This window comes from Candidatus Omnitrophota bacterium (assembly GCA_026387175.1).
Classification (GTDB): domain Bacteria; phylum Omnitrophota; class Gorgyraeia; order 2-01-FULL-45-10; family 2-01-FULL-45-10; genus CAIMPC01.
The window spans coordinates 148,570-163,770 of sequence record JAPLME010000010.1 but is presented as its reverse complement, the minus strand read 5'-3'; the positions used below and the strand labels follow the sequence as shown (position 1 = coordinate 163,770).

Sequence of the window (15,201 nt, the reverse complement as noted above, 5' to 3'; positions counted from 1 at the left end):
GTAAGGTCGCTATCTAATGTGTATGTGCCTGTCTGTGCCGGAGAACGTGAGGTTCGTGTAAGAGTTGCCGGCCTTCAGCGCTGTGCCTGTGCCCGTATATTCTACACTGCCTGCTATATTAGGCACTGACTGTGTGGAGAGACCTTGTAATTTTACGAGACCGTTATTCGTGACGCTTGCACCACCTGTTAAGTTATAGCTTACCAGGTCCAATATGTCATTTACCCCGACTATGACCGAACTTGATACTGACAGGTTGCTGGCGAGGGTGTATGTGCCTGTGCCGGAGAACGTGAGGTTCGTGTAAGAGTTGCCGGCCTTCAGCGCTGTGCCTGTGCCCGTATATTCTACTGTGCCGGAGAACGTGAGGTTCGTGTAAGAGTTGCCGGCCTTCAGCGCTGTGCCTGTGCCCGTATATTCTACACTGCCTGCTATATTAGGCACTGACTGTGTGGAGAGACCTTGTAATTTTACGAGACCGTTATTCGTGAAACTAGTTCCACCGGCGGAAAAATTATAGCCAACTATGTCGAGTGTTGCTCCTGAAGATACCATAACAGTGGATGAAGAGAAAGCATTATTAACACCGCAAGTTATGGTGCCAGCATTCACCGTAGTGGTGCCGGTATATAGGTTGGTCCCCGACAGTGTCAGGGTGCCGGATCCTACCTTAGTGAGAGCGCCCGTCGTGTTAGTGCTAGCTCCCGAGATCGTAAGATCAGTCCCGGCGGTTGTGATATCGATGGTGGAAGTGGTGCCTGTCGTTAAGGTGAAGTTCCGATTAGTCGATGCTGTTGCACCAGTATACTGCAAAGTACCGCCGCCCAGCACCAAGTTGGCCGCGGCATTAGTAGCTTGACCAAGGTTGCCCGCTACGCCTCCGTCTCCAATGGTCGCTACGCTCAACGTTCCCATGCTGATTTTCGTTATACCTGTATAGGTATTAACACCACTTAAGATAAGGGTGCCGGAGCCATCTTTGGTGAGACCATCACCTGCGCCTCCGGTTATAACACCGCCGACAGTGAGATTGCCAGCATCTACAGTCACTGTACGGGTAGCGTTTATAGTCACTCCTCCTGTGCCTAGGTTCAAGTTATTAGTGCCGGTGAAGGTGAAGTTACTGCTCCATGTTTGAAGATTGTTATTTGTAAGGGTGATAGGGCCGCCGCTGGTATTGTCTATGTCTCCGCCTGAGATATCAAAAGTACCTGTGCCGAGTGCCGTAGAATTGTTGATGTTAAGCTTGCCTGCATTTAGAGTCGTGGCGCCGATATAGGTGTTGGCGCCGCTTAAGGTAAGGGTGCCTAAGCCGGCCTTGTTAATTCCGAATGCGCCGGATGCGCTTCTAATCACCGCGGAGATTAACATATCATCGGCAGCCGCTCCGTTAGCGATGGTGAAAACGCGAGTGGCCGCACCAAGGTCTAATTTACCACTGATAGTGGAGCTCGTAGCGCTAGCATTGCCGGTGACATTACCGCCTAATGTAAGGGTGCCTGAGCCTGTGCTGATACTGCCACCGGTCATCTTCAGGGTTGAAGTCAAGGTAAGGTTGCCACCGCTAGTAGTGACGCTACTACCGGTCACAGTGAGCGCACCGAAGCTGTCAGAATAGCCGGCAAGATCCAATGTCGCTCCGCTACTTACGGTTACGTCTCCTGTAGAGATCACGTTATTTGCTCCATAAGCTAATGTACCGGCGCTTACTGTAGTCAAACCAGTATAGGTGTTGGCACCTGAAAGCGTCCAGGTGCCGGTACCGGTCTTGATAACCGATGTAATGCGGGTACCATCGTAATTTACGATCTTGCCGGCGATTTCTCCGGTACCTGTCGTGGAGCCTTGCAGCGTAAGCGTCTTGTCACCGGCACCCGTGGCTGTAAAATCACTGGTGAACTTCAACAAGCCTGTACCTGATTGATCGATAACACCGTCACCTGTGGTGCCAGCCAAATTTATGACACGATCTGATGTAGCCGCGCCGCCTGTGTAGGTTAATTGTCCTGTTGTGTTGGTCGCGCCCAAATCAATTGTACCATTTGAGACGGTGGTCGGCATACCCAAGCTGCTGGCTGCGCCGCCAACGCTATTGATTGACGTCGCGCTAAGAATACCGTTTTGGATCGAGGTCTTGCCTGTGTAGGTGTTGGCGCCGCTTAAAGTGAAAGTGCCTGTGCCGATCTTGGTTATGGCACCCGCGCCGGAGATCACGCCGGCATATGCCGCCGGGCTGGTATTGTCGCCGCCAACCGTTAGGGTCGCGGCACCAAGCGTCACATTGCCGCCTGCCGCGCCACCGCCAGTGATAGAACCAATCTGCGTATTGAAGCCCGTGATGTCCAAAATTGCGGACGCAACATCCGCCATCGTCACAGCCGAGTTTTTGCCGAACGCACCGCTAGTATTCGCCACTGAGGCCACGCCCGCTTTTAGCGTTCCGGCGTTTACTGTAGTGGCTCCTGTGTAGGTGTTGGCGCCTGAGAGCGTCCAGGTGCCGATTCCATTTTTGGTTAAGGTACCTGATGTGGTTTTAATCACTCCGCTTTCAACGCCAGCTCCATTTCCAGTCAGCACTAGATTGAATTTATTTCCAGTAACGCCGCCGGTTAAAGTCAATGTACCACTACCGGAGGCATCAATTGTTCCGCCATCTGCTGTCAAATTGATAACACGATCCGAAGAATGACCAGAGCCAGTATATTGTAATATTCCCGTTGCGCCGAGGGCAATTGTTCCATTTAGGGATGTTGTCGGAGCGCCTAAAGAACTGGCACCACCACTTACGTTCGCGAGGGTATTAATGCTTAATGTGCCCGCGCTGATTGTCGTTACACCTGTATATGTATTAGCGCCGCTTAAGGTAAGGGTGCCTGTGCCTGACTTGGTAAGATCGCCAGAACCCGAGATAACTCCTGAAAACGTGGTGGAAGTGTCATCGGCACCTGTAGTCAGAGTGCCTGAACCCAGTGTGATATTTCCGAAGCCGGCAACGGAACCAACGGTACCAAGAAAATTATTGAGATCAAGCGTTGCGCCGCCATTGATTGTTACGGCGGTGCTATTAGAGAGCACATTATTAGCGCCGTATTGCAGTGTCCCTGCACTTATCGTAGTGGCGCCGGTATAGGTATTGGTTTTTGTAAGGATCACGGTACCCGCTGTGTTTTTTGTTAAGGCTACACCCGCACCGCCCAAGATAGCATTGACTGTTCCGCTCTCGAGCGTATACGAAGTGCCAGTTAGAACTCCTGTTGTACCTGTGATAGTTCCACTCGTAAGAGTAACTGCTCCCACTGTATCTGAGCGGCCAGCTATATCTAACGTACCGCCTGACACGGTTACATCACCCACAATAGCATCGACTCCTGCTCCATAGGCTAGCGTACCTGCATTGATCGTGGTTAAACCAGTATAAGTATTGGCGGCACTATATGTGAGCGTGCCTGCACCATCTTTAGTAACAGTGGTACCCGCACCTGCAATAGCAGCGGCGGTAAATGTAACATTGCCAGCGCCTCCCACGGTCAGGGCATAACCGCTACCTACAATTCCTCCGGAAATAGTAAGTGTGTTCGCATTTGAATTTATACGTGTAGCGCTTTCTAAGGTAATAGCTCCAGTTATGGAATTGGTGCCGCTTATACTCTTTAAAGCACCACTGCTTGAGATGCCGCTTCCGTTCAAGGTAATAGGTTCAGCGACCCCCGTAATGCCTCCTTGAATCTCAAGGGCAGCACCGCTTGACACTACAGTACCTGCGGCAGTAGAGCCAAGAGCATTTTTATGCTGGATATTTAATATTCCGATATTGACATTTGTGATGCCAGTATAGGTGTTGGCTTTTGTAAGAATAAGGATGCCAGAACCGTCTTTGGTGATACCACCAGCACCACTTATAATATCGCTAATGGTCAAGGTGCCTCCTGTAGCAACCGTAACTGTCCGGTCCGCGGCCATTGAGATTTCCAAATTTATCGTATTCGTTCCTGAAGTATTGCTGGAAGTTATACCGCCTGTACCCAAAGTAATTCGATTACCATTTAAAGTATAACCGCCGCTTGTCCCTGTAAATTGGATAGAAGCAAAGCCTGTACCCGCAGCAAAATCATTATTATTTGACATACGCGCAGCCCCATCTGGGAATTGGAGGTAATCATTCACGCCGGGGGCTGATCCGCCTACCCAGTTCGCCCCAGTGCTCCAGTTGCTGTTAGCTCCAGACAGTCCTGACCATGTAACCGTAGGATCCCAGTTATAACAGCCGCCGTGGCTAGTGGAAAGGATGGCTATTATCTCCTGGGGGTTAATATTATAGGAGTCCTGCACCCAGGCATAGTAGATATCCTGGGAGCTTTTAGAGTCGATATACCAAGGGCTACCCCATACAGAGGAGATAAGCCTTACGGGCTTAGCGTAGGATCCCTGTATTTCAAGAGACCCTAAGATGGTATACGTCTTCCCCGCCTCAAAATATATCTCTTTGTCGGGAACTGTACAGATGAAATCGCTGAATGTAATATTTCCGTAGAAATGAGTTGGAGTGGTCCCCACAACTGTTACATGGGCCGCATCTAAGGTGAGATTTGTATCTTTAGAGTAGATAATCGAGAAGTTGCTCTCAGGCGGGCCGCGCATCAATATGCTCGTGCCTAAACCTAAGCTATCTGAAATATCGATATCGCCTTCCTTCCTATATATATAGGTCGTGGGCGCTTTAATCTGTATAGGCTGATCCGTGGAGCCTAGCTTCCTAAAGGTTATCCTTACCTCATTACCCTGGATAACCGCGGTCGGTAGAGAAGCGGCGTTAGGATCTTGAGCCAGGCTGGACGGATCATATATAATCACCTGGGTGGTGTTCATATTGTCAATATCGATGGCCACGACTCCATTGGATGAAATCAGGCCATCCTGCAGCATATTTACAGCGTTTATATAGATACTGCCCTTATCCGGCAGTTCAGCCACATTCTGGGATATTATCTCGCCAAAATTGAATAGATCGGTATTAACGGCATTAATGGTGACCTTGCCTGCCTCTATCCTGCCTGTATTGACGATCGGAGCGCCTTCTACTACAAACTCGATAATTCCGTTATTCTTGACTACGCTGTTAGCCTGGATAATTCCCGTATTATTGATAGCGTAATCGAATACCTTATTCATGCTCTTTGCCGTAAGGGTGATCCTGCCGCCGTCCGCTAAGAGCGAGCCGCTATTCTTAATGGCGGACTTCATCTGAGCGCCATCAGGCCCGAATATAGCGCTCTTCACGCCATCTTCTATGGCCACCGATATCAGGCTCCTGTCATCCATCGCGACTGTCATCCGTTCTCCTGAAGCGAGAACTATTCTTCCAACCTTCGCGTCGATACTGCTCACCGTGATGGTCCCGCTGTTATCGATGGCCTGTGAGAGAAGCACTATATATCCACCAGGCTGGGCCGCGATGCGGCCGGCGTTAATAATGAACCCGTTACCGCCGTCTTTATAGAATTTATACTGGCCGTTAACGGGGTTCAGGAAATTATCGTAATCGATCTTCAAGGTCGATGCTATCATGGAGGCGCAATTAACACGCGAGCTTTCGCCGAATACTATTCCGTTAGAGTTGACAAGAAGCACGTTGCCGTTCGAATTCATGGCGCCGTTAATAACGGACATGTTAGGGCCGGTAACGTTATTTAAGATACTGCCTAAGGATGGCTGGGCGATATTGAAATTAAAGTTCGTCGTGTAACCGGAAGCTATTGAGAAGCTGGTCCATTCTACGATGGCATTCTGGGAGGCTATATTTACATTAAGGGTGTTCGCGATCGAGCGATCTACGGTGACATTACCTGAAACTACTTTCTCTCCTGAAGGTAAATTGTTAGAAGCATCTTGCGGGTCGGCAAATAAAGCAACGGGAGATATTATTAATGAGAATAATATCAATGATAAGCAGATTATTGGCCATTTCTTCGTCATCACAATCCTTCTGAGGTTAGTTTTCATGGCGTTCTCACCGCCTCTCATCTTCCCTCATCTTCATCTTACACCCTGGGGAAACGAAAGTCAATCAGAAAAGCTTACTTTTTTATATTTTACATGAATTCAAATTACACTTAAAAATTCGACGAGATCTGCATCCAGGTGCGGTTAGTTTTGCCATCGGAAGCGCCTTTATCAATGGGATAGGCGAAATCCACTTTGAAAGAAAAATGTTTCGGCAGGTTAAATCTGATTCCCCATCCGAAATCGCTTAATTGGCCGAATTTACTCGCGTTGCCTCCCGGTTTTCTTAAGCGGACGTTGCCGTAATCATAAAAAGTGACAAATCTTACGGTATCATACCAATTGATCTGCGTCGACGGGATCTTCGCGTCTTTAGGCAGTAAATATACCGGGAAGGACCACTCGGTCGTGCTGGAAAAACCCTGATCGCCTACGAGTTCAGCCGGAGGATACCCCCTCGTATTGATGATGCCGCCTATCTGAAACTGTTCAGTAGACGTAAGCGGCTTGTTCGAAACCTGCAGTTGGTTTTTGAAAAGGATCGATGATTCGAACGGCATCGGCTGTAACCGGTAAAAGTTCATAACATACTTTACAAACTCGCCGCCTGAACCGACAGTGGAAGCTCGCGGGTCCTTGTATTTAAGGCCGCCCATGAAGCCCGGTATGCCTATCTCTACTCCGTTTGTAAATATACTTCGCCCGAGCGGATCGGTGAGATCGGCGTCTATTCCTATCTTAGCTACGCGCATCCTGTCGCGGCTCGTCTCCTGGTCGTTTTGAAAGTTAAAGACGTCTTTTATATCGAATCCGGCATTCAAATTCACGCTGTATTTTTCTTCATCCAGGATAGATTGCGTGGCGAAGATGCTGTATAGCTCGCTCTTGCCGCGCACATCGAGCGGCTTATAGTCATTCAATAGATGCAGTTTTGCCCAGAGAGCGGAGAATCCCACTTTAAGTTTCTCTGTCAGCGGGAGAACGTAGCTTCCGCCTATAAGACGATACGTCTCAGCCTGCGTCATAGTATACTGGAATTGAAACAGGTCCTCGAAACCCAAAAGATTATTGTGTGAAACGTTGAACTGATAGCGGTCGTTCAGGATGTAGCGCGAGCCGTAATTGTCGTAATTAACTCCCGCATGAGCGGGCAGGTCGTCTTTCACTTCCAGCACGACATCCGTGGCGCCAGGCTCTTTACCGGGAACCAGGACCGCCTTTGCGAACCTGTCCGGCTGCTCATTTATCTTGCGCAGGGTCCTGGCGAGGACATAGTAGTTAAAGGCCTCGCCCTTTTTCAGCAGGAATTTTTTTTTAAAGAGAAAGTTCTTATAGTAGCGGTTACCCGTTACGTCGAGATCTCCCATCTTTCCCTCGATGACCCTTATCTCAAACCTGTTATTTTCGATCTTCTGGGGAGGGATATAAGCGCGCGACGTTATATACCCTTTTTTGCGGTAGGCATCCGTTATCAGGTCCACCGCCTTCTGCATCTCCGCAATAGAAAGCTCTTTATTTTCGAAAGGATCGACTATGGCCCTGATGTCTTTTTCCGGTATCAGCGTGGCACCGATAACCACTACATTCTTGATCAGGATCTTTTCGTTGGGGAGGGCCGGAGCTATTTCGGACGGTAATTTCTCTTCTTCTATCTTAGGCTTCTGTTTCTTCGCTTGAACTTCCGATGTTAATTTCTTCGCCCTCTCTTCCATCTCGCGAGTCCTCTGGATACCGCCGATCTCCTGGCTAGGATTGGGCGGCTGGGCGAAAGCTCGCGGCGGCGCTAAAAGTAGCGTCATTACCAGTAATATTATAAGGCGGGTGGTCTTCATGGCCGGTTAAATATTACTACTTTAACCTCATATCGTCAACAAAAATAACCCTTGTAGAACGAAAAGAACCGGTCACAAACTGTAACCGGTTCGATGCCTTATGTATTTACGAGGATATTGGCGCGATCTTTGATTGCGCTCTAATAGCTTCGAGTTTACTCTTAACGTAAATACGCGTGGCGGGACTATTAATTTTACCCACCCACTCCTTAGCGCGTTTAAAACTGAATGAACCCGGAAAATGAAGCTCGGGGAAATGGCCAAACTGCCTCTTCTTATGGGCCGAGAGATACAGGCTGTCTACCAACGCTTTTTCAGGCTCGGCGATCAGAAAACCCGCATTCCCTTTATACCATCCGAACCCGGCAAAGAACGAAGGCGCTATATGATGCGTATAAAAAACTCCGGCTTTAGTGCGAATGATCCTGGAGTGGTCTGTTGAGGCGAGCGTCGTTACCTGCGGAATCTGCTCGATAATGCCATAAAGATGAAGCGCCGTTATAAATGAGATGTAAGCGCGATGTCTGGGAAATAAATATGGGATAACAGCGTATGGGCTCACCGCTTCACTCCCCTCTTTCATCCACACGCCTCTACATATCTTAGTTACAACCCCATTCCGCACCAGATTATTAAGAGATTGGGTGACCACCGACAATGATTTCCCGGAGGACATAGCGATTTCACGGGTAGTAAATATCCGGTTACTGAGTTTATTAATAGTCAGAAGTATCGATCTTCTACGCATAGGACTTGCGCACCTCTTCGATAAAATGAGCGACTTTCAGCCGAATCTCTTCCCATGTTTGCGGGTTATCATACACCGGCTGGTCTTCGACGGATAGATATGAGACCACGGTATCCCTGAACTGTTCAAATTCGACTTCAAAGACACGTTCATACGCTTTCGAAAGGACGCCGAACTTAATATTGTCGATCCATGCCCCGGCGCCGGCGATATATTGAGAGCTGAGAAGGTAAATATCGAAAATGTCTCTTGCTTGTACAGCTGTTCTATCGGCAAGGGCACTCATCTTTTGCGCGATAGCGGAGCGCACGTCATAATGCGGTACCAGTAATGGCGCCAGCTTATAAGTTCGCAAAATAGCATCGTCAACCGCCCCTGTAACAATTTTTCCGGCAAAGCCTCTTCGAGAAAACTCAACCTTTGTAAAGAGGTCCTCCCCTGAAGACGCGATAAGGTGTATCTTAAAACGCTGCGTCGTTTCGGTCTGTTTTGCTTTGCGGATATCCGGCGGCATTATACTCATTATGCCGAACGGTTTCAGATTATTTTGAAACGCGGAAGCGTTAAGTATCTTCATCACTATCTCTTTGAGCTCAATAACTTTGACACCGCGCGCATCCAGATCCATATCCTCGGAGTAACGGAAGCTTTTAAAGAAGAGGCGCAAATTCACGCCTCCCTTAACAGCATAATCTCCCGCCTTTACCTTCCTGCCAAACCATCTCAGGAATTCAAGATGAAAAACTTCCCGTAATTGTAAGTGAGTATATTGATCCATAAATAGTAAGTAATATAGTTTAGTTATAACTAAACTATATTACTTTTCATAATTAAGTATATACCATCTTCCGCTTATTTGCAAATAAAAATCAGGACTTTTGGATGTTTGACAAGCTTCCGTAAGGCATGTTATCATATGCGCTGTGAATAGAGTAGCTGCGCTGGCTAAGAGCCTCATTAACCTGGTCTATCCCCTGCATTGCGCTTCTTGCGGAAAACATCTCGAGAGCGCGAATGAAGACGGCGTGTGCGGTTTCTGCCTGAAACAGATAAAGCGTAACCCTCTGCCCTATTGCGCTTCTTGTGGGAGATCGATGCAGGGCCCTGAAGATATCTGTCAGGAATGCCGGAAGATGCGCCCCTATTTCAGCGCCGCATATTCAGCATGCCTGTATGAGGGCCCTTTAAAAGAATTGATACATAAGTTCAAATATAATAATAGACGGATGCTCTCCGGAGTATTCACCGGGATAATGCTGGATTTCATCAAAGACGTTCCCGAGATCATAGAAGGTGCAGGCGCCATCACATTCGTGCCTTTGCATAAGAAGAGAGCGCTCACGCGCGCCTTTAACCAGTCCGAGTTATTGGCCGAACTCGTAGGAAGAGAACTGGGCATACCGGTAATAAGCTGCCTCGAGAAGACGCGCGTCACAAAAAACCAGAATGAACTCTCGAGAGAAGAGAGGCTCGTTAATCTCGAAAATGTGTTCAGAATTAAGCCGAATATTGAATCGGAAGCCGTCGAAGGCGCCGATATGCTGATAATAGACGATGTGATGACGACAGGCGCCACGCTGAATGAAGCGAGCCGCGCGCTTATTGACCGCGGCGCTAAGTCCGTGCGCTGCCTTACGCTGGCGAGAGGTATTTAAATGAAACTTATCGACAAATACATGGCTAAGGGGTTCCTGGCGCCGTTCTCCTGGTGCATGATATTATTCGTCGTGATGGCCATAATAATCGACATATTCTCTTTTATCGATGAAATAATCAAGTTCAAGATACCTTTCACCTCAATCGCGGCTTTCTACTTCTATTATACTCCCACGATACTTTTGCAGGTGGCGCCGATGGCCGCTCTTCTCTCCACTGTATATTTCCTGTCTAACCTCAACAAGAACAGCGAGATCACCGCGATGAAATCGAGCGGAATATGCATGTGGAGGATACTCACGCCGCTATTAGCACTGGGCCTCCTGGTAAGCAGTTTCGTATTTATCATAAGCGACAAGATCAACCCGATATTTTCCAAGACCGCCAATTACATCAGGCGCGAAGAGCTGGAGAGCCATAAATTTAAAGAAGGTAAGTCCAGGATACTTAAGAACATCGCGATCTACGGCGTCGGCAACCGCATCATATTCGCCCGTGACTATGACACCGAAAACAAGACTCTCTCCGACATAATAATACATAAGCATGATACCAAAGAGAACCTGACATCAAAGATCACCGCCCAGAGAGGCGCCTGGACAAAAGACGGCTGGAAATTCAGTAAGGTGATACTTTACACTATCGACAACTCCGGGAGGATACTTAAACCGCCCGAGTTCTTCGATGAAAAGATCGTGGAGCTTAAAGAACGGCCGAGCGACTTTGCCGCAAATGAATGGCGCGCCGATTATATGAGTTACAATGAGCTTAAAGGCTATATAGATAATTTCCAGAATGCCGGGTCAAGGCTGATCAGAGGGCTTCTCGTGGATCTCCACTATAAGATCGCTTTTCCGTTTATAAGCTTTATCATAATCCTGATAGGCGCGCCGTTTGCCATCGTAAATACGAGAGGCGGGGTGCTTATGGGAATAGGTATGAGTATAGCGATAGGCCTGCTATATTATGCTTCTATAGCGATATTTCTGGCCTTCGGCAAGGCCGGATTGCTTCCGCCTATAGCGGCCGCATGGCTGGGCAATGTCCTATTCGGTATCTGGGGAATATATCTGGTCCGTAAGCGGGCGTAAAAAAAGGGACAGGCATATTTTTATTCTAGTCATACTATGTAAAAATATGCCTGTCCCTTTTTTTTAATCCGCGCCTTCTCCGCTCATGTCCACCGCGCCGTGCGCTTTAGGCTTCCTGTGTATAACACGCTTCAGGGCAGTATGCTTCAATACCGCGTCTTTGGTGTTCTTCACGTTAAGCTTCTCGAACAGGAATTCGAATCTCGCCTCTATATCTTTGGCTATCGCGTCCCTGGTCGCCTGCGGGAGACCCATGATCTCTTTCTTGAAGGGCCCGAGAGCTTTCTTGCGCGCGCCGTATATGAACTGTTCGTCGGTCTGGCCCGCCTTGCGCTCGCCGGCTAAGTTCTTATTGATCCATTCATACATCTTGCTTTTCAGCTCTTTCGGGAAGTGTTGGTTCTCATATACCATATTCTGAAACTCGGTTGCCAGATGCACCTCAGCCGTGCCGACTTCGGGGAACTTGCCGAAAGCGTCCGATGGAAGAGTCGAGGCTCCGTGCTGTACCGCGCCCGACATGCCATACTTCTCGCGCGCTTCTTTCGAGAGGGTCCTGAGTGTCTCGAAATCGAGTTTCACTTTGGCCATGGTCCCGTCAGGCAATACGATGCCCCCGTGAGATGTCCCGGTCTGTACGCTGACCTTGCTGATCCCTACGCGGCCTTTCCTGAGTTTTTTGTTAAATCCGCTCATGAAAGCCTCGAGATCCTCGACGGTAGAATTCTTCTCGCCGACTTCGCCTATTTCGCCGCCCACCGACACCTCGATACCCCTCGGCTGGTGCTGGCGGATGAAATTGGTCAGCCTGGCGCATGACTCGTAGTTCGCCCTCTGCTGTTTCTTTACATCTTTCTTCTCAAGATCCACCACCGTGGAGGAGTCTATATCTATATTGTAGAACCCGGCCTCGATGGCCTGCAGAATGATCGTCTGTATATTGCCGAGTTCCTTCTCGGGGTCCTGCTTGAAATTTTTAGCGTTGATCTGGAAGTGATCACCCTGGACGAATACCGGCCCGGACCATCCTTCCTTAATAGCGGCGGCAAGTATAACAGCCGTATACTCGACCGGCGGCTGGTTCGTATATCCCATCTCAGACTTCGCTATCTCGAATATAAAACATCCGGCGGTGATCTTCTTAGCGGACCTGAATATGGCCCTGGCCAGATCATAGGTAAGCACCCTCAGGTTCATCGCGGGCACCGTGAAATCGGTAGCGGTCTCTCCCCTTCCGCGGGCCATGTAGAACCCGTTAATGCTCGCCAGGAAGATGCCTTTTTTATACGCGATGCTCTTAATCTTATCGGCTATCGCCTTCTTCTCGTCCGTATTATCGTTCAATATCAAATCAAGCGCCAGAGCGTCTATATCAATCCCTTTTCTGCCCATCTTAAAGCCAGCTCCTTTCAGTCTTTTAAGTTCCAGCTTCCCAGCTCTCGAGATACTTCCTCTGTTCTTTCGTAAGAGTATCTATCCTGACGCCGAGCGATGCCAGTTTCAGTTTCGCTATGTTCTTATCGATAAATTCCGGTACCTTATATACCTTTTTGGCGAGCTTCTTATAGTTCTTGGCCACATACTCGCTGCAGAGCGCCTGGTTGGCAAAGCTCATATCCATTACGCTGGCCGGATGGCCCTCGGCCGCGGCCAGGTTGATCAGCCTTCCTTCGCCCAGAAGATTGATCCTGCGCCCGTCCTTTAAGGTATATTCGTCCACGAATTCTCTGATCTTGCGTACTTTCGTCGCCATCTTCGCGAGCGCCGGTATATCTATCTCTACGTTGAAATGCCCGGAATTGGAGATTATGGCTCCGTCCTTCATGGCTTCGAAGTGCTCTTTCCTTAATATATGGATGTCGCCGGTCACGGTCACGAATACATCCGCCTTGCGGCAAGCATCCTTAATGGGCATCACATTATAACCGTCCATTACGGCCTCAAGCGCCTTTGTGGGATCCACTTCGGCGATGATGACATTCGCTCCCAGACCCCTGGCCCTCATTGCCACGCCTCTGCCGCACCAACCGTAGCCCACCACCACAACATTGGCTCCGGCAATGAGCACATTGGTGGCACGTATCACTCCGTCGATCGTCGATTGCCCCGTGCCGTAACGGTTATCGAAGAGATGTTTGGTGTCGGCGTCGTTAACCGCTATGATGGGATATAAGAGGAGGCCCTGTTTCTCCAGGCTGCGCAGCCGGATCACGCCGGTCGTCGTCTCCTCGGTCCCTCCAAGGATATCGCCCACCAGATGCTTCTTCTCCTTATGTATCAGCGATACTACGTCCGCGCCGTCATCCATCGTGATATTCGGGCCGCACGAAATAGCGTCCACTATATGGCGGTAATAAGTCTTATTATCTTCGCCCTTGATGGCAAAGGTCGGTATGCCGTAGTCTTTGACCAGCGACGCCGCGACGTCGTCCTGCGTGCTCAGCGGGTTCGACGCGCATATGTAAACCTGAGCGCCTCCTGCCTTCAGCGTGATCGCGAGGTTTGCCGTCTCGGTGGTGACGTGCAGGCAGCATGCGACTTTAAGGCCCTTGAGCGGTTTCTCTTTCGAGAAGTGCTTTCTTATAAGGGTGAGGACGTTCATATACTCATTCGCCCATTCGATGCGAAGCTTGCCCTTGGGAGCCAGCTTTATATTCTTAATGTCATATTTCATCTCTTATCCTTTATTTGCTGTGGACTATTTAACGTATTTCTTCAGATCCTTAACCTTGTCCGTCCTCTCCCATGTGAAGCCCGCTTCTTCTCTTCCGAAATGGCCGTACGCCGCTGTCTTCGTGAAACGTTTGCCGTCGGAATTGCGCAGGTCGAGCTCAGCAATTATCCCGTGAGGCGTCAACTCAAAGTGATCCCTGATAATACCGACTATCTTTTCGTCACTGACCCTGCCGGTGCCGTATGTATCTACCATTATAGAGAGGGGCTCAGCCTTGCCTATGACATAAGCCAGCTGTATCATCAGCCTGTCGGCTATACCCGCGCCAACGAGGTTCTTCGCGATGTATCTGCACATATAGGCCGCCGAACGGTCGACCTTTGTGGGATCCTTGCCGGAGAACGCTCCTCCACCGTGGGCTATTGATCCGCCGTAGGTGTCGACGACTATCTTTCTGCCCGTCATGCCCGTATCCGACTGGGGCCCGCCGATCAGGAACTTGCCGGTCTGATTGATATAAAACTTCGTATCTTTATCGATGTAGTTTTTCAATACGGGTTTGGCGATCTTCTCTATTATCTCGCGCCTGGCGTCGTCCGACATCAGGTCGGTCTTCTTGTCCACGGCTTCCTCTGTATGCTGAGTCGCCACTACGACCGATGTAACACGGCCGGGTTTTCCGTCATGGTATTCCACAGTGACCTGGGCCTTACCGTCGGGCCCGAGATATTTCAGGATATTCTTCTTTCTCACATCGGCAAGCTTCCTGCAGAGCCCGTGCGAAAGCATTATCGGCAGAGGCATAAGCTCCGGCGTCTCGCGGCAAGCGTAACCCATCATCATGCCCTGGTCCCCCGCTCCTCCGGCGTCCACTCCCATAGCGATATCGGGCGACTGGGTGTGTATAGCGTTAAGTATAGCGCAGGTATGGTAATCGAAACCGTATTTCGGATGGGTGTAACCTATGTTTTTCAGAAGATCGCGGCAGAGTTTATGTATATCCACATACGCGGTCGTCGTTATCTCTCCCCCTATTATAAGGAGCCCCATGGTAACGTACGTTTCGCACGCGACCCTTCCCCTCTCGTCCTGCGTTAAGACAGTATCCAGCACCGCGTCCGATACCTGGTCGCAGACCTTATCGGGATGGCCCTCGGTCACGCTTTCGGAAGTGAAAAGAAATTTCTTCTTCGACATATC

General features: G+C 49.4%; 9 protein-coding genes. 2 read left to right on the top strand and 7 right to left on the bottom strand.

Translation table 11 applies throughout. The features are described from left to right. Window positions 1–9: 9 nt before the first annotated feature. The 4 genes from NTY76_05965 to NTY76_05950 all read right to left on the bottom strand — a co-directional run bounded on the left by NTY76_05965 (window position 10) and on the right by NTY76_05950 (window position 9,358). Complete coding sequence (locus NTY76_05965; protein MCX5678636.1) at window positions 10–6,021, bottom strand: autotransporter-associated beta strand repeat-containing protein; 6,012 nt, start codon at window positions 6,019–6,021, stop codon at window positions 10–12. An 89-nt stretch (window positions 6,022–6,110) separates the two neighbouring features. Beyond that, a complete protein-coding gene (locus NTY76_05960) occupies window positions 6,111–7,832 on the bottom strand; it encodes a hypothetical protein (protein ID MCX5678635.1) in 1,722 nt (573 codons plus the stop codon). 106 nt (window positions 7,833–7,938) lie between these two features. Continuing rightward, window positions 7,939–8,580, bottom strand: coding sequence for a hypothetical protein (locus NTY76_05955; protein ID MCX5678634.1), 642 nt, complete (start codon window positions 8,578–8,580; stop codon window positions 7,939–7,941). Next, the gene (locus NTY76_05950; GenBank protein MCX5678633.1) at window positions 8,573–9,358 is read right to left on the bottom strand and encodes a nucleotidyl transferase AbiEii/AbiGii toxin family protein; all 786 of its coding nucleotides are present in this window, start codon (window positions 9,356–9,358) and stop codon (window positions 8,573–8,575) included. Before NTY76_05950 ends, NTY76_05955 begins: the two co-directional genes overlap by 8 nt. Before the next feature lie 145 nt (window positions 9,359–9,503). On the opposite strand from NTY76_05950, the gene NTY76_05945 reads away from it, so the two are divergent. Both NTY76_05945 and NTY76_05940 read left to right on the top strand, forming a co-directional pair. Beyond that, on the top strand, window positions 9,504–10,235 hold the full coding sequence (locus NTY76_05945; protein ID MCX5678632.1) for a ComF family protein: 732 nt from the start codon (window positions 9,504–9,506) through the stop codon (window positions 10,233–10,235). Further along, on the top strand, window positions 10,236–11,327 hold the full coding sequence (locus NTY76_05940; protein ID MCX5678631.1) for an LptF/LptG family permease: 1,092 nt from the start codon (window positions 10,236–10,238) through the stop codon (window positions 11,325–11,327). Window positions 11,328–11,390: 63 nt separating this feature from the next. Here NTY76_05940 and NTY76_05935 read toward each other — a convergent pair whose 3' ends face one another. From NTY76_05935 to metK, 3 genes are read right to left on the bottom strand one after another with little or no spacing between them, the layout of a single operon-like run. Continuing rightward, window positions 11,391–12,719, bottom strand: coding sequence for a class II fructose-bisphosphate aldolase (locus tag NTY76_05935; GenBank protein MCX5678630.1), 1,329 nt, complete (start codon window positions 12,717–12,719; stop codon window positions 11,391–11,393). A 25-nt stretch (window positions 12,720–12,744) separates the two neighbouring features. Next, the gene (gene ahcY, locus NTY76_05930; protein ID MCX5678629.1) at window positions 12,745–14,001 is read right to left on the bottom strand and encodes an adenosylhomocysteinase; all 1,257 of its coding nucleotides are present in this window, start codon (window positions 13,999–14,001) and stop codon (window positions 12,745–12,747) included. Between the two features lie 24 nt (window positions 14,002–14,025). After that, on the bottom strand, window positions 14,026–15,198 hold the full coding sequence (metK, locus tag NTY76_05925; protein MCX5678628.1) for a methionine adenosyltransferase: 1,173 nt from the start codon (window positions 15,196–15,198) through the stop codon (window positions 14,026–14,028). Window positions 15,199–15,201 lie beyond the last annotated feature (3 nt).

Bases quoted from the DNA above. Each gene is read 5' to 3' on its own strand.
- NTY76_05965 (MCX5678636.1), bottom strand. From the start codon at position 6,021: ATGAGAGGCGGTGAGAACGCCATGAAAACTAACCTCAGAAGGATTGTG.
- NTY76_05960 (MCX5678635.1), bottom strand. From the start codon at position 7,832: ATGAAGACCACCCGCCTTATAATATTACTGGTAATGACGCTACTTTTA.
- NTY76_05955 (MCX5678634.1), bottom strand. From the start codon at position 8,580: ATGCGTAGAAGATCGATACTTCTGACTATTAATAAACTCAGTAACCGG.
- NTY76_05950 (MCX5678633.1), bottom strand. From the start codon at position 9,358: ATGGATCAATATACTCACTTACAATTACGGGAAGTTTTTCATCTTGAA.
- NTY76_05940 (MCX5678631.1), top strand. From the start codon at position 10,236: ATGAAACTTATCGACAAATACATGGCTAAGGGGTTCCTGGCGCCGTTC.
- NTY76_05935 (MCX5678630.1), bottom strand. From the start codon at position 12,719: ATGGGCAGAAAAGGGATTGATATAGACGCTCTGGCGCTTGATTTGATA.
- ahcY (MCX5678629.1), bottom strand. From the start codon at position 14,001: ATGAAATATGACATTAAGAATATAAAGCTGGCTCCCAAGGGCAAGCTT.
- metK (MCX5678628.1), bottom strand. From the start codon at position 15,198: ATGTCGAAGAAGAAATTTCTTTTCACTTCCGAAAGCGTGACCGAGGGC.